The following is a 19,226-nucleotide window of genomic DNA, read 5'->3' as shown; positions in this document are numbered from 1 at the left end:
GAGTGTCATGCTTTACGTTCGCTTGATTCGATGTTGCAGCGCTGCTCGGCGCTGGCGCAGATTGAGGCGTGAGAAGAGAGGAAGCCACTGACGACAGTGCGGACGTGGCAGCAGGTATAAGCACGGCTGAAGCAATCATAGTTCGTCTCACTTGATCAGACTGGGGTTGATACCCTCCTGGGCAATCTGCATGTCCCTATGCTGGATTTGTGGAGAAAAGGCATTGTGCGGTTCCCTCATGAAAACAGAGACTCGCCATAGGCATCCAGGCCATCGCGCAGGTAGGATGGTTCATCCGCATACGAGACTGTCCTCATGTTCTTCGGCGTCCTACTGATCATCACCTGGTTGATCCTGCTGCTGCGCTACCCGGCCAAAGCCTTGCCGGTATCGTTGGCCGCCGCCGTTGGCCTGGGTTTCGTGGCCATCTGGGTCGTCTGGCTGGATAACCGCGAAGCCTCCCAACTGGCACGCCTGGAACTGCGCATCAGCTATGCTCCCCAGGAATGCCCTGCGGACCGTCCGCTGAAACTGACCCTCAACAATGGCAACGATGTGCCCCTCACTGAGCTGCGTTGGCGCGTCGCCGCCTATGCACCGGGCGACTCGGTCAACCTGGCCGACAACGTCTATGCCGCCCCACGCTATCGCGGCCCTGGCGAACTGCAAGCCGGCGGCACCTGGGACGATTGCTTGCCAACCCCACCTTTACGCCCCGGCTACCGCCCGCAAACCCTGGAGTTCCGTGCCGAGCACCTGCAAGGCAGTTTCTCGGACTGATGAAGGATCGATCCATGCCCAACGTACTGATCACCGGTTGCTCCAGCGGCATCGGCCGTGCCCTGGCTGACGCTTTCAAGGCCACAGGCTACCGCGTGTGGGCCAGCGCCCGCCGTGCAGAAGACGTCGCCGGTTTGTCGGCCGCAGGCTTTAACGCGGTGCAATTGGACGTCAACGACAGCGCCGCCCTGCAACGGCTGGCCGAACAACTGGGCGAACTGGATGTGCTGGTCAACAACGCTGGATACGGCGCCATGGGCCCATTGCTCGACGGCGGCACCGAGGCGATGCAACGCCAATTCGAGACCAATGTGTTTTCCATCGTCGGCGTCACCCAGGCGCTGTTTCCGGCCCTGCGGCGCAGCAAGGGAGTGGTGGTGAACATCGGCAGTGTTTCCGGTGTGCTGGTGACCCCGTTTGCCGGCGCCTACTGCGCGTCCAAAGCGGCCGTGCATGCCTTGAGCGACGCACTGCGCATGGAACTGGCACCGTTTGGCGTGCGGGTCATGGAAGTGCAACCCGGCGCGATCAACACGAGCTTTGCGAAAAACGCCGGCGCCCAGGCCGAACTGTTGATCAATGAACAGTCGCCGTGGTGGCCGCTGCGCGATGGCATCCGGGCGCGCAGCCAGGCGTCCCAGGACAAGCCGACGCCGGCCAACGTGTTCGCGGCGGATGTATTGAAAGCCGTGCAACAACCACAACCGCCCCGCCTGCTGCGTTCGGGCAATGGCAGTCGCGCGTTACCGTTGATGGCAGCGTTGTTGCCCAAGGGGTTGCTGGAGAAGGTGTTGAAGAAGCGCTTCGGGCTGGCCGGTTCGCTCTAACCCTTCATGAAATCAATAAACGCCCGCACCTTCAGGGGCAAATGCCGAGTGTCCGGATACATCGCGTAGACCCCTTGCGGGGCAAAACGATGGTCCGGCAACAAGCGCACCAGCCTCCCGGCCTCCAGATCGTCCTTCACCAGCCATTGCGGCAACACTGCCACGCCATGTCCGCGCACGGCGAAGGCCTGGAGCACGGCTGCGCTGTCGGCGACCAGTGACGCGTGGCCGGGGCGATAGAGATGTTCGCCGCCTTGGGGATCGGTCACGCGCAACTCCGTCAATCGGCCATGTCCCAGCTTGGGCAACTGTTCCAATTCATCCAGTGTACTCACCCCGCCCAACGATGGCGCCGCCACGGCAAACACGTCGAACGACGACAACTGCACCGCACGGTGATTGGAATCCAGCAGGCGTCCCAGCCGAATCGCCACGTCAAAACGCTCGGAGATCAGGTCTGCATGGGTCGAGGAGGTGGATAAGTGGATGTTCAGGTCTGGATGCAGGCGGCGGAAGGCTTCGACAGCCGGGGCAACCACGGCCAATGCGTATTCCACAGTGGTGGTAATGCGCAGCGTGCCTTTGAGTTGGGCATGCTCCGAACGCGCCTCTTCCACCGCCAACCGTGCTTCTTCGAGCATGCGTGTGCAGCGCACGTAGAAACGCTCGCCGGCATCGGTGAGCGCCAGTTGCCGGGTGTTACGGGTCAGCAGGGTGACGCCCAGCTCCGCTTCCAGGCGCTTGAGGTTGAAGCTGACCACGGCGCGGGTCTGGCCCAACAAGTCGGCGGCAGCGGTAAGCGAGCCGGCCTCGACCACGGCCTTGAAAGTGTCGAATCGGTCCAGGCTGACCATCGGCGGCGCCCTCCTTTGTCAAAATATTTTTGACAAACTAACAGGCAAACCGACGTTTCCCAAACAGCATGCGCGGCCTACCCTGCCCGCTTCATTCGCAGGATCGCGCTCATGACCTACCGCTCGAAAGTCGCCTGGATCTTTTTGCTGGGCTTTGCCCTGGACCTGGTGAACATGTTTGTCGCCACAGTCGCCTACCCGGATATTGCCCGCGAACTGCAGGCTTCGGTCACTCAACTGGCATGGATCAGCAACGCCTACCTGCTCGGCCTGACGGTGATCATTCCACTGAGTGTGTGGCTGGCGGCGCTGATGGGCGAAAGAGCCTTGATCGCCGCCAGCCTGCTGTTGTTCGCCGGCGCTTCGGTGATGGTGGGCCAGGCGAGTTCGATTGAAACGCTGATCGGCTGGCGCGCCCTGCAGGGGCTGGGCGGCGGCTTGCTGATTCCGGTGGGACAGGCCATGGCTTACCGGCATTTCCCTGCGGCTGAGCGCAGCCAATTGACGGCGCGCGTGATGTCGGTAGCACTGCTGGTGCCGGCGCTGTCCCCGGCGTTGGGCGGGTTGATTGTCGACAGCCTGTCGTGGCGCTGGATCTTCTACGCCAACTTGCCCCTGGCGTTGATTACCTTGCTGCTAACCCTGCTGTGGATAACGCCCGATGTGACGGCCAAGCTTCGTCCGAAGCTGGACGTGGGCAGTATTTTCCAACAAGTGCGCAGCCCGATGTTGCGCACCGCCATGCTGATCTACCTGTGCATCCCCGGCGTATTCATCGGCACCAGCCTTATCGCCATCCTCTACTTGCGCGGACTCGGCTATGACGCGACACAAACCGGTGCGCTGATGTTGCCCTGGGCCCTGGCGTCGGCGCTGGCGATTTTCCTCAGCAAACAACTGTTCAACCGCTGTGGCCCTAAGCCGTTGTTGCTGGCGGGCATGGCGCTGCAATGCGTCGGCATATTGTTGCTCAACGCGCCAGCCCTGATCATCCCTGCCTACCTCTTGATGGGGTTGGGTGGCAGCCTGTGCAGCAGCACCGCGCAGACCCTGGCCTTTGTGGATATCCCCGCCGAACGCATGGGCCACGCCAGCGCCCTGTGGAACATCAATCGCCAAGTGAGCTTCTGCCTGGGCGCGGCAGCGCTGAGTGCATTGTTGTCGGCCTTGGATTCTTTCGCCATAACCTTCACGATGGCGGCAGCCTTGACCCTGCTGCCTCTTTTTGCAGTGCTGCGCCTGGATGCATCCAGAGTACGCTCACTGCTTCACCCTGCCAGCGAGCCTCACCGATGATTGATTACAGCGACTTTTTCGAAGAAGTGATCCAGACCCACGTGGAGATCGAGCAATGGTTTGCCGGGGTTGCGCCTGAGGGCACCTTGCAGACCTTGCTCGCTCGCTTCTCACCGGAATTCAGCATGGTTGCCCCGGCGACCGGCACACGGGTCAATGCCGCCGGGGTCAACGCCCTGTTCACGCGTTTGGGCGGCATGCGTCCAGGGTTGAAGATCACCTTGAGCGAAATGACCGGCATCGATCGGCATGCACGTGGCGCCACGGTGACCTATCGCGAACATCAGCTCGACGACAGCGGCACCCGCACGGATCGCCGCGCCACGGTAGTGTTCGAAAAGCAGGCCAGTGGTGCGCTGCTGTGGCGCCATTTGCATGAAACGTTTATTAAGGCTTAGCGCCGGTTCAGTTTTGTGTCTGGTCCACAATCACGGTACAGGTGATCCCCGCCGCCAACAACACCCCTTCCGGCACCTCATCGATGTGAATCCGCACCGGCACCCGCTGGGCCAGCCGCACCCAGTTGAAGGTCGGGTTCACGTCGGCGATCAGCTCGCGGCTTTCGGGGTTGTCGCGGTCGTAGATACCACGTGAGATGCTTTCCACGTGGCCCTTCAGGGTCTCGCCGCTCATCAACTGCATGTCGGCTTTGTCACCGACCTTGACGTGGGGCAGCTTGGTTTCTTCAAAGAAGCCGTAGACCCAGAACGAGTTCATATCCACCACGGCCATCTTGGCTTCGCCGATACGCGCATAGTCACCGCGATGCACATTCAGGTTGGTGACATAACCATCAACAGCCGCCACCACTTGCGTGCGCTTCAAATTGAGTTCGGCCGCTTCCAGTTGCGCCAGCGCGTGTTGGTAATCGGCCAGCGCTGAGTCGGCGATGTTGCTGGCGTCGTCGCGGTTTTCCTTGGAGATCACCAGGGCGTCCAAATCGGCGCGCCGATGAGCGTTGACCTTGCGCATTTCCCAAGTGGCTTTGCGCGAAGCCACCAGCGATTGCGCCTGCTTGACGGCAATGCGGTAGTGCTCGGGATCGATCTGCATCAGCAAGTCGCCCTTCTTCACCAACTGGTTGTCACGCACCGGCACGTCGACCACCTCACCGGTGACGTCGGCCGCGACGTTGATGATATCGGCGCGCACACGGCCGTCTCGGGTCCATGGGGTTTCCATGTAGTGCACCCACAGCGTACGGCCAATCCAGATCGCCAAAGCCAATACCAGCAAGGTCGCGAGCAGGCTGAAAAACTTTTTCATCGGGGGATTCTCAACGGTAGACGGTCAGCGCCAGGGCGCCGAACAGGCAAACAAACAGGCTCAGGCGCAGCAACGCCGGGTGCCAGAAAAAACGGTACAGGTCAAACCCGGCCAAACAGCGATCAAGCGCCCAGGCCAGCACAGCTGCGATCAGGAACATCAGGGTCATGGTCGGCATATACACGCCGTGGAAGGCGATTTCACGAGGCATGCGTGGCTCCTTGCGTGGCACCTTTAAGAGCGGCCAACGGCGATTGCGGGTCCAAAAGCGAGGTGCGGATAAAATGCAGGTAGCTTTTCACCCGGCGCAGGGCCGAGGTGTCGAAGTGCGGGGCGAAGGGTTCGTCGGTGGCCTGCACACGACTGATCGCATGGTCGACGGCGATCAGGCCACGCTCCAGGTTGCTCGCGCTGGGTTGCAGGAACAGCCGCACCAGCGAGCGGCCCATCACGCGGATGGCTTGGCGCCACGGCTGGGATTCGGCGTACGCCGGGTGCACCGGCAGCATCGCCTGTTCCTTGCGCAGTTCGATAATCGCGTGGCCAACCTCCAGCACCACGAACATCCAGCGCAGCAGGTCGCGCTGCACTTGCGGCTGGCCAACAGCAAGACCATAGGCCTGGTGCAGCAAATCACGGGTGCGGCTTTCAAAGCTCGACGCCAGCCCCTTGAGTTTGCCGCTGATCGCGTACACCACCTGCTCGCGCAGGTCCTGTTCGAGGCGGCGCCACAACCAGCGGCTGTTGGGCGGCAGAATGATCGCGCCCGCCGCCGCGCACACCAGCATGCCGAGGATCATGGCGATGTAGTCGTTGATAAAGGTGTAAGGGTTGTAGACCGTCAGGTTGTCCGGCACCGAGCCGGTGCTGAAAAAGATCAGCAGCCCTACGCCAACACCCGCGTATTGCGGGCGCGAAGCGAGGAACGCGCCAAAGATGATCACCGGGGCAAGCATCACGCACAGCAGCGGGAAGCCGTCGATCCAGGGGAACACGAAAAACATTTCGACAAAGCCCACCAGGGCCCCTATCAACGTTCCGCAAGCCATCTGGAACGCCATGCGTTTCGGGTTCGGCGTGGCGGCGGACAAGCCCACGGTGGCGGCGGCGATCAGGGTCATGGTCGCGCCGCTGGGCCAGGCGGTGGCCACCCAATAACTGCCCAGTACCATCAGGATGAATGACGCGCGAATCCCCGAGGCAGCGCAGGCCAGCCAGTTGGTCTTGGGGATAAAGGTTTCGTCCCATTGCTCGCGCTCATGGCTATGTTCCGCCAGGGAAGCGTGGGTTTGCGCGTAGTTGTGCAGGTCATCGACAAACCGGTAAAGCAGCTCGTAGGCGGTGTGGAAATCCAGCTGCTCGGCTTCACTTGGGTGCTCTTCCTGAAAAGCCGCGCGCAGGCTGCGGACCTTGGCGGGCAGGCCGTCCTTATAGGCGCTGAGTTGGTTGACCAGGCGCGCTGCATCGGGGCTGGTCAGCGCACGTCCGGAGAAACCATCGAGCAGTTCGGCAAGGTCTTGCACGCCGGGTCTGGCGGCGACAACAGGGGCCGCTTCATCCGCGCGCAACCGCTCCAGCAACTGATGCAAAGCATTGAAGCGCGTGGTGATGCTCATGAATTCGCTGTTGAGGCGACTGAGCCGGCCGTTGCGCCGACGCATGTGCGGGTCTTCAAACACCGTGACGCTGCGCAGTCCTTCAAGGCCCACCGCTTCAGCGATAAAACGCACGTTGCTGGCCTCGAAACCTTCACGTCGGCTGCGTCCGCGCAGGCCATCGGTGACGAACAGCGCGAATACGCCGAAGCGCTGGTACAAGGCGTTGCGCATGGCGGCGCTGCTGGTTTGCGGCAGAATCGCGGCGCTGACCAGCGTGGAGCACAGAATCCCCAGGGAAATTTCCAGCACCCGCCACACCGCCGCCATGAACGCGCCGTCCGGATGGGCCAGGGCCGGCAGGCCAACCATCGCCGCCGTATAACCGGCAAGCACAAACCCATAGGCGCGGAAGTTACGGTTGCGCGTCGCGCCGGCGGTGCAAATGCCCACCCAAATCGCCAGCGCGCCGAGGAATAACTCGGTGTTCTGCGCAAACAGGGCAATCAACAACACCATCACCGCCGACCCCGCCAGGGTGCCGAGGAAGCGATAAAAGCTCTTGGCGAACACCTGGCCGCTTTGGGGTTGCATCACGATAAACACGGTGATCATCGCCGTGCGCGGTTGCGGCAGTTCCAGGCGCATGGCCAGCCACAGCGTCAGGAACGCGGCGAGCAACACCTTGAAGATATACACCCAGGTCACGCCATCGCTGCGTGCCCAGTCGAAAAAGCCACGGCGCCATTCAAGGGAATGCAGCCAGCGCAGCGGTGCAGGCAAGGGAGTCATCGAATCCTACTCAGTGATCAAACACGGCCAGCGCCGCCGGGGTCTTGCTCGGGAGGGTCTTGGCATCTTGCGGTGCGTCGTCGCCGGCGCCGAGGCCGCCGCCCAGGGCCGTCACCAGTTCGGCGTGGGCGCTCAGGCGAGCGGCCTGCACCTGTTGCTCGATCTGTTGCTGATGAAACAGCAAGGTCTGCGCATTCAGCACATTCAGGTAATCGGTGAGGCCACGTTGATAGGCGATCATCGCGATGTCGTAGGTCTTCTGCGCCGAGGCCACCGACTGCGCGGCGAAGGCGGCTTGCTTATCCATGGATTCGCGGCGGATCAATTGGTCGCTGATACCCTTGAGGGCATTGACCAGGGTCTGGTTGTACTGGGCGACAGCGATGTCATAGCCCGCGCTGGCTTCGCCCAGTTCCGCACGCAGGCGGCCGCCGTCGAAGATCGGCAAGGTGATCGCAGGTCCCACGTTGTAGTTGAATTTCTTGCCCGCCAGGAATTCCAGCATGCCGCCACCGGTGGCCATGTATCCGAGGCTGCCGACCAGGTCGACATTGGGGTAGAAACCGGCATGGGCCACATCGATGCCACGGGCCTGGGCCGCAACTTGCCAGCGGCGGGCAACCACGTCCGGGCGCTGGCCGAGCAATTGCGCGGGCAGGCTCGACGGCAATTTCAACGGCGCGGCCAGGGACAGGCTCGGGCGCTGCAACTGCGCGCCCTCCCCGGGTCCTTTGCCCGCCAGGGCTGCCAACTGGTTACGGCTCAGGGCGATCTCTTCGTCCAACGCATCCAGTTGGCGATGGGTTTCCGGCAACGGGGTTTCGGCCTGGCTGACATCGAAGTGGGTGCCGATCCCGGCGTTCAGGCGTGTGTTGGCCAGGTCGAGAATCTGTTGCTGTTGTGCCAGGGTCGCCGCGACGATATCGCGGTTGGCGTAATGCAACGACAACTGGATATAGGCGCGCACCACGTTGTTCTGCAATTCGAGCTGGGCCTGGCGCGCTTCGGCAGCGCTCATGTGCGCCAGGTCGACGGCACGCTCGGTGGCATTGCTTTCGCGGCCCCACAGGTCGAGGGCGTAACTCAGGCCCAGGCTGGCATTGTTGTCCCAGGTGTTGGCACCGCTCAGCTCGCCGGGACCATAGAACTGATCCTTGGGCCAATTGTGGCGCTTGAGGGTGGTGTCGCTATTGATCTGCAGCGATTCGGCCGACTCGGCGACCCCGGCCATGGCCCGCGCCTCGCGCACTCGCGCGGCAGCCATGGCCATGCTTGGGCTGTGCTGAGTGGCCAGGTCGACCCAACGGTTCAATTGCGGGTCGCCGTAGGCCTGCCACCATTGCCCGGTGGGCCAGTGGGCGTCTTGTGCAGCGTTTTGGATGGCGTCGTCGGTGGCCAGGGTATTGGCGTTGAGGGACTGGCCTTGTGGGGCAATTCCTCCGGTTCCGATGCAGCCGCTGATTGCTAACGATAAGGCCCAAACACTGAGAGTCTTCAGCTCTCTGCTGATGCGACGCGGCACGGCAAGCGACTTCCTGAGGTGATGCGGGGGTAGGTGGCGCAATTCTAGGGGGCGATAGGGAGGACGATAAGCTGGCATTCCTGTGAATCTTTGTTACCGTTCAGGCGATAATCCGTTGGTAGGGATCACTGGACGGCGCAACTTTCTGTCACAATTTGTTATCTCCCCTGAGAACACTCCATGGACACTTTGCAAAATATGCGCGCCTTCAGTTGCGTGGCCGAAGCCGGCAGCTTCACCGCCGCCGCCGTGCAACTGGATACCACCACCGCCAACGTGTCGCGCGCGGTCTCCAACCTTGAGGCCCATCTGCAAACCCGCTTGCTCAACCGTACCACCCGACGCATCGCGCTGACCGAGGCCGGTAAACGCTATCTGCTGCGCTGCGAGCAGATCCTGGCCTACGTCGAGGAAGCCGAGGCCGAAGCCAGCGACGCCCACGCGCGCCCGGCCGGGCAGCTGAAAGTGCACACCATGACCGGTATCGGCCAGCATTTCGTCATCGATGCAATTGCCCGTTACCGCCGCACCCACCCGGACGTCACCTTCGACCTGACCCTGGCCAACCGCGTGCCGGACTTGCTCGATGAGGGCTACGACGTGTCCATCGTGCTGGCCAGCGAGCTGCCGGACTCGGGCTTCGTGTCCCAGCGTCTGGGCATCACCTACAGCATCGCGTGCGCCTCGCCGGATTACGTCAAGGCCAAAGGTTGCGCGCAGCGCCCACAGGACTTGCTCAACCACGCCTGCCTGCGCCTGGTCAGCCCGGTGATCCAACTGGACAAGTGGACTTTCAACGGCCCCGAAGGCCAGGAAAGCGTGGCGATCAATACGTCGCCGTTCCTGGTGAACTCGGCCGACGCGATGAAAACCGCGATCACCAGCGGCATGGGCGTCGGCCTGTTGCCGGTGTACGCGGCCATCGAAGGCCTGCGCAACGGCACCCTGGTGCGGGTAATGCCCAACTACCGTTCCCAGGAGTTGAACCTGTACGCCATCTACCCATCGCGCCAATACCTGGATGCGAAGATCAAAACCTGGGTGGAATACCTGCGTGGCTCGCTGCCGGAGATTCTGGCGGCGCATCAGGCGGAGTTGGTGGCGTATGAATTGAGCGGCAGCCTCAGCGGCGCTCGGTTGGCGAACTGAGGGCTATCAAACAACAGCTCCCGCGTTTTGGACTGTGCCCACTTTGGTTCAGGGTGCCCTGACAATTGTCGGCAGGAATGTTAGCGTGCTTGGCATTCTTCCGTAGTCGATGAGCCCGCCTGCAATGAAAAAGACTGTCCTCGCCTTCAGCCGCGTCACCCCGGAAATGATCGAACGCCTGCAACAGGATTTCGAAGTGATCGCGCCCAACCCCAAGCTGGGCGACATCAGCGCTCAATTCAATGAAGCCCTGCCCCACGCACACGGCCTGATCGGCGTAGGCCGCAAGCTGGGGCGCGAGCAGTTACAGGGCGCGAGCAAGCTGGAAGTGGTGTCCAGTGTGTCGGTGGGCTACGACAACTACGATGTGGCGTACTTCAACGAACGCGGGATCATGCTCACCAACACCCCCGATGTGCTCACCGAAAGCACCGCCGACCTGGCCTTTGCCCTGCTCATGAGCAGCGCCCGCCGGGTGGCCGAACTGGACGCCTGGACCAAGGCCGGCCAGTGGAAAGCCAGCGTCGGCGCGCCGTTGTTCGGTTGCGACGTGCATGGCAAGACCCTGGGCATCGTCGGCATGGGCAACATCGGCGCAGCCGTGGCCCGGCGTGGGCGCCTGGGGTTCAACATGCCGATCCTGTACAGCGGCAACAGCCGCAAGCCGGCACTGGAGCAGGAACTGGGCGCGCAGTTTCGCAGCCTGGATGAGCTGCTGGCCGAAGCGGATTTCGTGTGCCTGGTGGTGCCGTTGAGCGACAAGACCCGTCATCTGATCAGCACCCGCGAACTGGGTTTGATGAAATCCAGCGCGATCCTGATCAACATCTCCCGCGGCCAGGTGGTAGACGAGCCGGCGCTGATCGAAGCCCTGCAAAACCAGACCATCCGCGGTGCCGGGCTGGATGTGTACGAGCAGGAGCCGCTGGCCGAGTCGCCGCTGTTCCAACTGAGCAATGCCGTGACTCTGCCGCACATCGGCTCGGCCACCCACGAAACCCGTGAAGCCATGGCCAACCGTGCTCTGGACAACCTGCGCAGTGCTCTGCTGGGCCAACGCCCGCAGGACCTGGTCAATCCGCAAGTGTGGAAGGGCTGAAATAGGCCGTGTGTGGGAGCCCGCTCCCACACACCCGTCCCGATACAAAATCCGGTTAAAGCCTGGCCTCCCCAAGTCGATAACCCTCTATAGATCGTCATCCCTGATCCACAGAAGGTTTTTATGTCTACCACCAAAGCCCGCGCAGACTCACTTTCGCTTCTGCTCTTTACCTTGCGCAGCGGCAAGCTGATGGCGATCAACCTGCTGAAAGTCAGTGAAATCATTCCTTGCCCGCCGCTGACCAAGCTGCCGGAGTCCCACCCTCACGTCAAAGGCATCGCCACCCTGCGTGGCAACTCGCTGGCGGTGATCGACCTGAGCCGCGCTCTGGGCGAAATGCCCTTGGCAGACCCGGACGGCGGCTGCCTGATCGTCACCGACGTGAGCCGCTCCAAGCAGGGCCTGCATGTACAGGCGGTGAGCAAGATCGTGCATTGCCTGACCACCGACATCCGCCCGCCGCCCTATGGCTCCGGCGGTAACCGTGCGTTCATTACCGGGGTGACTCAAGTGGAAGGCGGTCTGGTGCAGGTACTGGATATCGAGAAAGTCATCCACGGTATCGCGCCGGCACCGATCGAAGCAGCGCCAACCGACCTGACCATGGAAGAAGCTGAAGTACTGGGCAACGCACGCATCCTGGTGGTGGACGACAGTCAGGTCGCCCTGCAGCAATCGGTGCACACCCTGCGCAACCTTGGCCTCACCTGCCACACCGCACGCAGCGCCAAGGAAGCCATCGATGTGCTGCTGGAGCTGCAAGGCACGGTCGAGCAGATCAATGTGGTGGTGTCGGATATCGAGATGTCGGAAATGGACGGCTACGCCTTGACTCGCACCCTGCGCGAAACCCCGGACTTCCAGCACCTCTACGTGCTGCTGCACACGTCCCTGGACAGCGCGATGAACAGCGAAAAAGCCCGGCTGGCCGGCGCCGACGCGGTGCTCACCAAATTCTCCTCGCCGGAACTGACCAAGTGCCTGGTAGTGGCCGCTCAAACGGTGGCACAAAAAGGCCTGTGAGCGACTATTTCCAACTGCTGCGTCGTGACCTCACCGGCAGCCTGCCCGCCCCTCAGTGGCCGCCGGGTACGCGACTGGATCACTACCGCAACGACTTGGCTCCAGCGATTCATGCCGTGCTGTGCCTGACCCAGGATCAGGGCGGCGGTCGCGTTCCCAACCTGGACACCTGGCGGCATCAGTTCACCACTGACGCCGAGTTCGATCCCACCCTGTGCCTGGTGGTCAGCAACGATGAAGGCATTCTCGGCGTGGCCCAGTGCTGGACCAGCGCCTTTATCAAGAACCTCTCTATTCACCCCTGCGCCCAAGGCCAAGGGCTGGGGCGAGCCTTGTTGCTGCACAGCTTCCAGACGTTCAAGCAACGCGGCGAACCCTACGTGGACCTCAAGGTGCTGGAGAGCAATGTGCGTGCCCGCCAGCTGTATGAAAGCGCGGGCATGAAATTTGTCCTACGCGACGTAGTACCTCAGGACTAACACACACTGGCGTGTAACTTGCTTCCAGAGAGCGAATTGGTGAACAGAGGTAAAAACCCGTCACCGTTCTTGCGTGCCCTCTGACCTAACCTGGTGACAGATCCGCCATGAATACTCAATTTTCCTGCGTCGGCTGCGGCAAATGCTGCTCCGACCATCACGTGCCCCTGACCCTGGAAGAGGCCCGGATGTGGGCGGCGGACGGCGGTAACGTCATTGTTCTGGTGGAAGGTTTCCTGGGCAATGGACTGGGCCTGCCCCAGCTGCAACGCGAACATGCCGAGCGCCGTTCGGTGGTGGTGCCCAGCGGCAACACCGAGGCGTTTGTGGCAATCACCTTTGCGGCCTACAACGCGGGGCGCTGCCGGAATCTTGACGAAGACAACCTGTGCCGCATCTATGCGCGCCGCCCGTTGGTGTGTCGCATCTATCCGATGGAAATCAACCCGCATATCCCGCTGAACCCCGCTGCCAAGGAATGTCCGCCGGAATCCTGGGAACAGGGGCCGGCGCTGATCGTCGGCGGTGAGCTGATGGACCAGGCGCTGGCTGAACTGATCCGTCGTTCGCGCCAGGCCGACCGCGACGATGTGCAGACCAAAGAGGCGGTGTGCGCATTACTGGGCATTCGCACCACGGCGCTCAAGGGCGATGGATTTACCGCTTACCTGCCGGACATGGGGGCATTTGCCCAGGCGATCGAGTTGGCGATAAGTCAGCCGTCGGTGGCCAATGAGTGGGTGTTCCATGTGTCCGGACTGGACATCGCCGAGCAGGTGCTGGATGCCGGGGCGCAGATTGCGACCGAGGTGCCGGCCAACTACGCGTTTATCCCGTTACGCGCGGCTTAGTGCAAAACGCTCTCGCCCACTGACGCTACAACTGACTAAGCCATCACGGTGCGTCCAGGCGATAAGGTGCAAGGATTCGCTGATATTCGCCGTTGTGCATAAGCTGTTCGAGGGCACGGTTAAGCTCAGTGCGCAGCCCCGTATCGGTGCTACGCAGCGCGATCGCCACACCGTCGCCCAGCAGTTCAGTAGACACGGCGGGGCCCAGAAAGTCGTAGTCCTGGCCGGCGGCAGTGTCGAGCAGCGCGTTGCGAATTTCCACGGTGCCCTGCAGGGTCGCGTCTATTTCACCCGCCAGCAGGCTGCGAACCAGTTCGTCGTTGAGCCAGAAGCTCCTGATGATCACGCCTTTTGGCCCCCATTGGGACCGGGCAAACGCTTCGCGGTTACTCCCCAGCAATACCCCGACCCGCTTGCCCTTGAGCGACGTTGGCGTTGGCAAAAGGCCTGAGGTTCGCAGCGCCACCAACCGTGTGGTGAAGGGGTAGAGGTTGTCGGTGAAACTCACCCGGCGCCGGCGCTGGGGGGTGGAGGCAATACCCATGATTGCATCGAATTGCCGGGCTTCAAGGCCTTCGAAGTTTTCGACCAGCACCTGGTCGACCCAGGTACAGCGCACATTCAATTGCTGGCAGAGCGCGTTACCCAACTCGATATTCAGACCGATCAACTGTCCTTGCGGGTTGCGACTCTGGAAAGGGGAAAACTGTGCGACGACAGCAAAGCGGATTTCGCGCCGTGGTTGATCAATGCCTGCAACGGCATCCACCGCGAGCGACAGGGCAAGCATTACACACAGGTGTATCAGGGCCACAGGAAACGTCCTTTTCCGGAAAGAGCACGCTGCGCTCCACCCCACTAAAAACCCAGGGAAGCGCAAAGGCTGTGCAGCTTTCAAGAAACAGTCGCCGGCCTACAATCAGAAACATCAGCGGAGGCTGTAGGCAACATCCGCCAAACATTACAACCGATTAATCTTAACGTTTACCCATGGAGCGGCGCGTACCCGGCGGGGCCATGCCCGGGGTCTTGGTGTGGCCGTTCTTGGCGCCGTTCTTGTACCAGGGCTGGGCGGCATTCTTGGCCCCCGCCAGTTCACCCGGTTTGAAGGGAAACTTGAACGCCGGGATCTCGGCTTTTTCAACGCCTTCGGCGCTGGCCGGATCGACGAGGTCGGCCGCTTCAACAGGGGGTTGTGTCGGGGAAGTCATGGAGGCTCCGGAGCGTGCAAAAAATGACGCGGGGCCAGCTTGCGGGCCACGCTGGCGCGCAGTATACCTGCCCGCCTCGGATCTTTAACCACCACCTGTACGAATGGTCGGTCTTTACTGACAGCGCTGTCAGTTAGCAGTCACCTTGCTGACCGGATTGGCGGGCTATAAAGGCCTCATCCACTTCCAATCCTTCGCCTTGGCACCTCACCCCATGCAAATTCAACGAAAAACCGCCCTGATCGCAGGTGTCCTCGTGGTGTTAGCCGTTGCGGCCTGGGCACTGACCCGCCCGGCCAAGTCCAAACTGGCGGCGCCCACTGCGATTCCGGTGAGGGTGGTGAGCGTGGCGCAGCAGGATATTCCACGCTTTGTCAGCGGGATCGGCTCAGTGCTGTCGTTGCACAGTGTGGTGATTCGCCCGCAAGTGGATGGCATCCTGACTAAATTGCTGGTCAAGGAAGGGCAACTGGTCAAGGCCGGTGACCTGCTGGCGACCATCGATGACCGCTCGATCCGCGCCAGCCTTGACCAGGCCAAGGCACAACTGGGCGAAAGCCAGGCACAGTTGCAGGTGGCGCTGGTCAACCTCAAGCGCTACAAGGCATTGAGCGTCGACGACGGCGTGTCCAAACAGACCTATGACCAGCAACAAGCGCTGGTCAACCAGCTAAAGGCCACGGCCCAAGGCAACCAGGCCGCGATCGATTCAGCCCAGGTACAACTTTCCTACACCCAAATTCGCTCACCGGTCAGTGGCCGCGTGGGTATTCGCACCGTGGATGAAGGCAACTTCCTGCGCACCAGCGATACCCAGGGCCTGTTTTCCGTGACCCAGATCGACCCGATTGCCGTCGAGTTCTCCCTGCCACAGCAGATGTTGCCCACCTTGCAGGGCTTGATCGCAGCACCTACCCAGGCCAGCGTCGATGCCTACCTCGGCGCCGACACCGATGGCCAGACTGGCGACCTGCTCGGCGAAGGCCACTTGAGTCTGATCGACAACCAGATCAGCTCCACCACCGGCACTCTGCGCGCCAAGGCCGAGTTCAACAACGCCTCGCAACGCTTGTGGCCAGGACAACTGGTGACCATCAAGATCCAGACCGCCCTCGACAAAAACGCCTTGGTGGTGCCACCGACCGTGGTGCAGCGTGGCCTGGATTCGCACTTCGTATACCGGGTCAACGGTGACAAGGTCGACGTGGTACCGGTGCAAGTCACCTACCAGGACAGCGACGTGAACATCATCAAGGGCGTACAAGCCGGGGATGTGCTGGTCAGTGACGGCCAATCGCGACTCAAGGCAGGCGCCCAGGTGGAAGTCCTCAAGGAGCCGCCGCAGGTGATCCAGACCGTTGATGCCAAGGTGCAGCCATGAGCCGTTCGCCCTCAGCCTGGTGCGTCGACCACCCGGTTGCCACCCTTCTGCTGACCTTCGCCCTGGTGCTGCTCGGGCTGATTGCCTTCCCGCGCCTGGCCATCGCCCCACTGCCGGAAGCAGAATTTCCGACGATCCAGGTCACCGCCACCCTGCCCGGCGCCAGCCCGGACACCATGGCGTCATCCGTGGCAACGCCGCTGGAGGTGCAATTCAGCGCCATCCCCGGCATGACCCAAATGACGTCCAGCAGCGCACTGGGCTCCAGCCTGCTGACCCTGCAATTTACATTGACCAAGAGCATCGACACCGCTGCGCAAGAAGTGCAGGCGGCGATCAACACCGCGTCCGGCAAGCTGCCCAGCGATATGCCGAGCCTGCCGACCTGGAAGAAGGTCAACCCGGCGGACAGCCCGGTGCTGATCCTCAGCGTCAGCTCCAACAGCATGCCCAGCACCGAGCTGAGTGACTACGTGGAAACCCTGCTGGCCAGGCAGATCAGCCAGATCGACGGCGTTGGCCAGATCAACATCACCGGCCAGCAGCGCCCGGCGATTCGGGTGCAGGCATCCCCGGACAAACTCGCCGCCATCGGCCTGACCCTGGCCGATATTCGTTTGGCCATCCAGCAATCGAGCCTCAACCTGGCCAAGGGCGCGATCTACGGTGAGAACAGCGTGTCGACCCTGTCGACCAACGACCAGTTGTTCCACCCGGAGGACTACGCGCAGTTGATCGTGTCTTATAAGGACGGGGCACCGGTTCAGTTGCGGGATATCGCCAAAGTCATCAATGGTTCGGAAAACGCCTACGTACAGGCGTGGGCCGGCGACACGCCCGGGGTCAACCTGGTGATCTCGCGCCAGCCCGGGGCGAATATCGTCGAGACCGTGGACCGCATTCAAGCCGAATTGCCGCGCCTGCAAGCCATGCTCCCGGCGTCGGTGCAGGTCAGCGTATTGACCGACCGCACCAAGACCATCCGCGCGTCCCTGCATGAAGTGGAAGTGACGCTGCTGATCGCCATTCTGCTGGTGGTGGCGGTGATGGCGTTGTTCCTACGCCAGTTGTCGGCAACGATGATCGTGTCCAGCGTGCTGGGGGTGTCGTTGGTTGCCAGCTTTGCGCTGATGTACCTGATGGGTTTCAGTTTGAACAACCTCACGCTGGTGGCGATCGTGATTGCCGTGGGGTTTGTCGTGGACGATGCCATCGTGGTGGTAGAGAACATTCACCGCCACTTGGAAGCCGGGCTCGACAAACGCGAAGCGGCGATCAAGGGCGCCGGTGAAATCGGCTTTACCGTGGTGTCCATCAGCTTCTCGCTGGTGGCCGCGTTTATTCCGCTGCTGTTCATGGGCGGCGTGGTCGGGCGGCTGTTCAAGGAGTTCGCCCTGACGGCCACCTCGACCATCCTGATTTCGGTGGTGGTCTCGCTGACGTTGGCGCCGACACTGGCCGCGCTGTTCATGCGCGCCCCCACCCATCATGCCCACGACAAACCCGGTTTCAGCGAGCGACTGCTGGCCGGCTATGCACGCAACCTGCGCCGTGCCCTGGCCCATCAACGCACCATGGCGGCAATCTTTGTAGTGACCCTGGCCTTGGCCGTGGTCGGCTATGTGTTTATCCCCAAGGGTTTCTTCCCCGTGCAGGACACCGGTTTTGTTCTGGGCACCAGCGAGGCGGCGGCCGATGTGTCCTACCCGGACATGGTCGCCAAACACAAAGCCCTCGCCGAGATCGTCAAGGCCGACCCAGCGGTGGCAGCATTTTCGCACTCGGTCGGCGTGACGGGCAGCAACCAGACCATCGCCAACGGCCGTTTCTGGATCGCCTTGAAAGACCGTGGCGACCGCGATGTGTCAGCCAGCCAGTTCATCGACCGTATCCGCCCTAAACTGGCGAAGGTGCCAGGCATTGTGCTGTACCTGCGCGCCGGTCAGGACATCAACTTGAGTTCCGGCCCCAGCCGCGCCCAGTATCAGTATGTGCTCAAGAGCAACGACGGGCCGACGCTCAACACCTGGACCCAGCGCCTCACCGAAAAACTGCGGGCCAACCCGGCGTTTCGCGACCTGTCCAATGACCTGCAACTGGGCGGCAGCATCACCCACATCAGCATCGACCGTCAGGCCGCCGCGCGCTTCGGCCTCACCGCCACCGATGTCGACCAGGCGCTGTACGACGCGTTCGGCCAACGCCAGATCAATGAGTTCCAGACCGAGATCAACCAGTACCAAGTGGTGCTGGAACTGGACACCCAGCAACGCGGCAAGGCCGAGAGCCTCAACTACTTTTATCTGCGCTCGCCGCTGACCAACGAGATGGTGCCGCTGTCGGCACTGGCCAAAGTCGATCCGCCCACCGTGGGCCCACTGTCGATCAGTCATGACGGCATGTTCCCGGCCGCCAACCTGTCATTCAACCTGGCGCCTGGGGTGGCACTGGGCGACGCGGTGATCATGCTCAACCAGGCCAAGAATGAAATCGGCATGCCGACCACCCTCATCGGCAACTTCCAGGGCGCGGCACAGGCCTTTCAGAGTTCGCTGGCCAGCCAGCCATGGCTGATCCTGGCGGCACTGGTGGCGGTCTACATTATCCTCGGCGTGCTGTACGAGAGTTTCGTGCACCCGTTGACGATCATCTCCACCTTGCCTTCGGCGGGGTTGGGTGCGCTGATCATGCTGTCGCTGATGGGCCAGGACTTTTCGATCATGGCGCTGATCGGCCTGGTGCTGTTGATCGGCATCGTGAAGAAGAACGGCATCCTGATGATCGACTTTGCCCTGGAGGCTCAGCGCGTCAGGGGCCTGTCGCCGGAGGATGCGATCTACGAAGCCTGCGTCACGCGGTTCCGACCGATCATCATGACCACCCTCGCCGCCCTGCTCGGCGCGGTGCCGCTGATGCTCGGTACCGGCCCCGGTGCGGAAATGCGCCAACCGCTGGGTATCGCAGTGGTCGGCGGGCTGCTGGTGAGCCAGGCACTGACGCTGTTCACCACGCCGGTCATATACTTGTACCTTGAGAAGTTTTTCCACAAGCCCAAACCAACGCCTGCATTGGCGACCACACATTGAGGCTGAGGCCCC

Annotated in this window: 18 protein-coding genes; 11 read left to right on the top strand and 7 right to left on the bottom strand. The window is 62.0% G+C overall.

The genetic code is table 11. The features are described 5' to 3' along the window. Positions 1-315: 315 nt before the first annotated feature. On the top strand, positions 316-780 hold the full coding sequence (locus AB4N92_RS17005; protein WP_010212990.1) for a hypothetical protein: 465 nt from the start codon (positions 316-318) through the stop codon (positions 778-780). A gap of 14 nt (positions 781-794) precedes the next feature. Next, positions 795-1,607 (top strand): SDR family oxidoreductase, encoded by an 813-nt coding sequence (locus tag AB4N92_RS17000; RefSeq protein ID WP_010212993.1) that lies wholly within the window; start codon positions 795-797, stop codon positions 1,605-1,607. Here the strand turns inward: AB4N92_RS17000 and AB4N92_RS16995 are convergent. Continuing rightward, positions 1,604-2,461 carry a LysR family transcriptional regulator gene (locus AB4N92_RS16995; RefSeq protein WP_010212994.1) on the bottom strand — a complete coding sequence of 286 codons (858 nt, stop codon included), beginning with the start codon at positions 2,459-2,461 and terminating at the stop codon, positions 1,604-1,606. The genes AB4N92_RS17000 and AB4N92_RS16995 overlap by 4 nt on opposite strands. Before the next feature lie 111 nt (positions 2,462-2,572). Between AB4N92_RS16995 and AB4N92_RS16990 the strand changes: the two genes are divergently transcribed. Next, positions 2,573-3,757, top strand: a complete 1,185-nt coding sequence (locus AB4N92_RS16990) for an MFS transporter (RefSeq protein WP_021491859.1) — start codon at positions 2,573-2,575, stop codon at positions 3,755-3,757. Next, positions 3,754-4,155 (top strand): hypothetical protein, encoded by a 402-nt coding sequence (locus tag AB4N92_RS16985; RefSeq protein WP_010212999.1) that lies wholly within the window; start codon positions 3,754-3,756, stop codon positions 4,153-4,155. The genes AB4N92_RS16990 and AB4N92_RS16985 overlap by 4 nt, the downstream gene beginning before the upstream one ends. A 7-nt stretch (positions 4,156-4,162) precedes the next feature. Here AB4N92_RS16985 and AB4N92_RS16980 read toward each other — a convergent pair whose 3' ends face one another. The 4 genes from AB4N92_RS16980 to AB4N92_RS16965 are packed head-to-tail and all read right to left on the bottom strand — an operon-like array spanning position 4,163 to position 8,932. Next, positions 4,163-5,023 carry an efflux RND transporter periplasmic adaptor subunit gene (locus AB4N92_RS16980; RefSeq protein ID WP_021491861.1) on the bottom strand — a complete coding sequence of 287 codons (861 nt, stop codon included), beginning with the start codon at positions 5,021-5,023 and terminating at the stop codon, positions 4,163-4,165. Between the two features lie 10 nt (positions 5,024-5,033). Further along, complete coding sequence (locus tag AB4N92_RS16975; RefSeq protein WP_010213002.1) at positions 5,034-5,234, bottom strand: DUF1656 domain-containing protein; 201 nt, start codon at positions 5,232-5,234, stop codon at positions 5,034-5,036. After that, positions 5,224-7,410, bottom strand: a complete 2,187-nt coding sequence (locus AB4N92_RS16970) for an FUSC family protein (RefSeq protein WP_106118891.1) — start codon at positions 7,408-7,410, stop codon at positions 5,224-5,226. Before AB4N92_RS16970 ends, AB4N92_RS16975 begins: the two co-directional genes overlap by 11 nt. A gap of 10 nt (positions 7,411-7,420) precedes the next feature. Continuing rightward, the gene (locus AB4N92_RS16965) at positions 7,421-8,932 is read right to left on the bottom strand and encodes an efflux transporter outer membrane subunit (protein ID WP_010213007.1); all 1,512 of its coding nucleotides are present in this window, start codon (positions 8,930-8,932) and stop codon (positions 7,421-7,423) included. Positions 8,933-9,112: 180 nt separating this feature from the next. Between AB4N92_RS16965 and AB4N92_RS16960 the strand changes: the two genes are divergently transcribed. The 5 genes from AB4N92_RS16960 to AB4N92_RS16940 all read left to right on the top strand — a co-directional run bounded on the left by AB4N92_RS16960 (position 9,113) and on the right by AB4N92_RS16940 (position 13,536). Next, positions 9,113-10,081, top strand: coding sequence for a LysR family transcriptional regulator (locus tag AB4N92_RS16960; protein ID WP_010213008.1), 969 nt, complete (start codon positions 9,113-9,115; stop codon positions 10,079-10,081). Between the two features lie 124 nt (positions 10,082-10,205). Beyond that, positions 10,206-11,180, top strand: coding sequence for a 2-hydroxyacid dehydrogenase (locus AB4N92_RS16955; RefSeq protein ID WP_236266862.1), 975 nt, complete (start codon positions 10,206-10,208; stop codon positions 11,178-11,180). Positions 11,181-11,303: 123 nt separating this feature from the next. Beyond that, complete coding sequence (locus tag AB4N92_RS16950) at positions 11,304-12,206, top strand: chemotaxis protein CheV (protein ID WP_016974976.1); 903 nt, start codon at positions 11,304-11,306, stop codon at positions 12,204-12,206. After that, the gene (locus AB4N92_RS16945) at positions 12,203-12,685 is read left to right on the top strand and encodes a GNAT family N-acetyltransferase (protein ID WP_010213013.1); all 483 of its coding nucleotides are present in this window, start codon (positions 12,203-12,205) and stop codon (positions 12,683-12,685) included. Before AB4N92_RS16950 ends, AB4N92_RS16945 begins: the two co-directional genes overlap by 4 nt. 107 nt (positions 12,686-12,792) lie before the next feature. Beyond that, positions 12,793-13,536 carry a YkgJ family cysteine cluster protein gene (locus tag AB4N92_RS16940; protein ID WP_021491864.1) on the top strand — a complete coding sequence of 248 codons (744 nt, stop codon included), beginning with the start codon at positions 12,793-12,795 and terminating at the stop codon, positions 13,534-13,536. 43 nt (positions 13,537-13,579) lie between these two features. Here AB4N92_RS16940 and AB4N92_RS16935 read toward each other — a convergent pair whose 3' ends face one another. Together AB4N92_RS16935 and AB4N92_RS16930 are read right to left on the bottom strand one after the other, a co-directional pair. Next, positions 13,580-14,350, bottom strand: coding sequence for a transporter substrate-binding domain-containing protein (locus AB4N92_RS16935; protein WP_042571675.1), 771 nt, complete (start codon positions 14,348-14,350; stop codon positions 13,580-13,582). Between the two features lie 163 nt (positions 14,351-14,513). Next, complete coding sequence (locus tag AB4N92_RS16930) at positions 14,514-14,747, bottom strand: hypothetical protein (RefSeq protein ID WP_010213018.1); 234 nt, start codon at positions 14,745-14,747, stop codon at positions 14,514-14,516. 214 nt (positions 14,748-14,961) lie between these two features. Here AB4N92_RS16930 and AB4N92_RS16925 point away from each other — a divergent pair, with 214 nt between their 5' ends. Beyond that, positions 14,962-16,128: an efflux RND transporter periplasmic adaptor subunit gene (locus AB4N92_RS16925; protein WP_106118888.1), complete on the top strand. Its 1,167-nt coding sequence runs from the start codon at positions 14,962-14,964 to the stop codon at positions 16,126-16,128. Beyond that, positions 16,125-19,214 carry a multidrug efflux RND transporter permease subunit gene (locus AB4N92_RS16920; protein ID WP_010213022.1) on the top strand — a complete coding sequence of 1,030 codons (3,090 nt, stop codon included), beginning with the start codon at positions 16,125-16,127 and terminating at the stop codon, positions 19,212-19,214. The genes AB4N92_RS16925 and AB4N92_RS16920 overlap by 4 nt, the downstream gene beginning before the upstream one ends. Positions 19,215-19,226: the final 12 nt, after the last annotated feature.

Source organism: Pseudomonas sp. S3_A09 (genome assembly GCF_054668065.1).
Note: the sequence above shows the minus strand (reverse complement) of the source record. Positions and strands in the feature narration are given on the sequence as shown.

Bases quoted from the DNA above. Each gene is read 5' to 3' on its own strand.
- AB4N92_RS17005 (WP_010212990.1), top strand. From the start codon at position 316: ATGTTCTTCGGCGTCCTACTGATCATCACCTGGTTGATCCTGCTGCTG.
- AB4N92_RS16955 (WP_236266862.1), top strand. From the start codon at position 10,206: ATGAAAAAGACTGTCCTCGCCTTCAGCCGCGTCACCCCGGAAATGATC.
- AB4N92_RS16995 (WP_010212994.1), bottom strand. From the start codon at position 2,461: ATGGTCAGCCTGGACCGATTCGACACTTTCAAGGCCGTGGTCGAGGCC.
- AB4N92_RS16925 (WP_106118888.1), top strand. From the start codon at position 14,962: ATGCAAATTCAACGAAAAACCGCCCTGATCGCAGGTGTCCTCGTGGTG.
- AB4N92_RS16930 (WP_010213018.1), bottom strand. From the start codon at position 14,747: ATGACTTCCCCGACACAACCCCCTGTTGAAGCGGCCGACCTCGTCGAT.
- AB4N92_RS16960 (WP_010213008.1), top strand. From the start codon at position 9,113: ATGGACACTTTGCAAAATATGCGCGCCTTCAGTTGCGTGGCCGAAGCC.
- AB4N92_RS17000 (WP_010212993.1), top strand. From the start codon at position 795: ATGCCCAACGTACTGATCACCGGTTGCTCCAGCGGCATCGGCCGTGCC.
- AB4N92_RS16980 (WP_021491861.1), bottom strand. From the start codon at position 5,023: ATGAAAAAGTTTTTCAGCCTGCTCGCGACCTTGCTGGTATTGGCTTTG.
- AB4N92_RS16940 (WP_021491864.1), top strand. From the start codon at position 12,793: ATGAATACTCAATTTTCCTGCGTCGGCTGCGGCAAATGCTGCTCCGAC.
- AB4N92_RS16950 (WP_016974976.1), top strand. From the start codon at position 11,304: ATGTCTACCACCAAAGCCCGCGCAGACTCACTTTCGCTTCTGCTCTTT.
- AB4N92_RS16970 (WP_106118891.1), bottom strand. From the start codon at position 7,410: ATGACTCCCTTGCCTGCACCGCTGCGCTGGCTGCATTCCCTTGAATGG.
- AB4N92_RS16990 (WP_021491859.1), top strand. From the start codon at position 2,573: ATGACCTACCGCTCGAAAGTCGCCTGGATCTTTTTGCTGGGCTTTGCC.
- AB4N92_RS16985 (WP_010212999.1), top strand. From the start codon at position 3,754: ATGATTGATTACAGCGACTTTTTCGAAGAAGTGATCCAGACCCACGTG.
- AB4N92_RS16975 (WP_010213002.1), bottom strand. From the start codon at position 5,234: ATGCCTCGTGAAATCGCCTTCCACGGCGTGTATATGCCGACCATGACC.
- AB4N92_RS16920 (WP_010213022.1), top strand. From the start codon at position 16,125: ATGAGCCGTTCGCCCTCAGCCTGGTGCGTCGACCACCCGGTTGCCACC.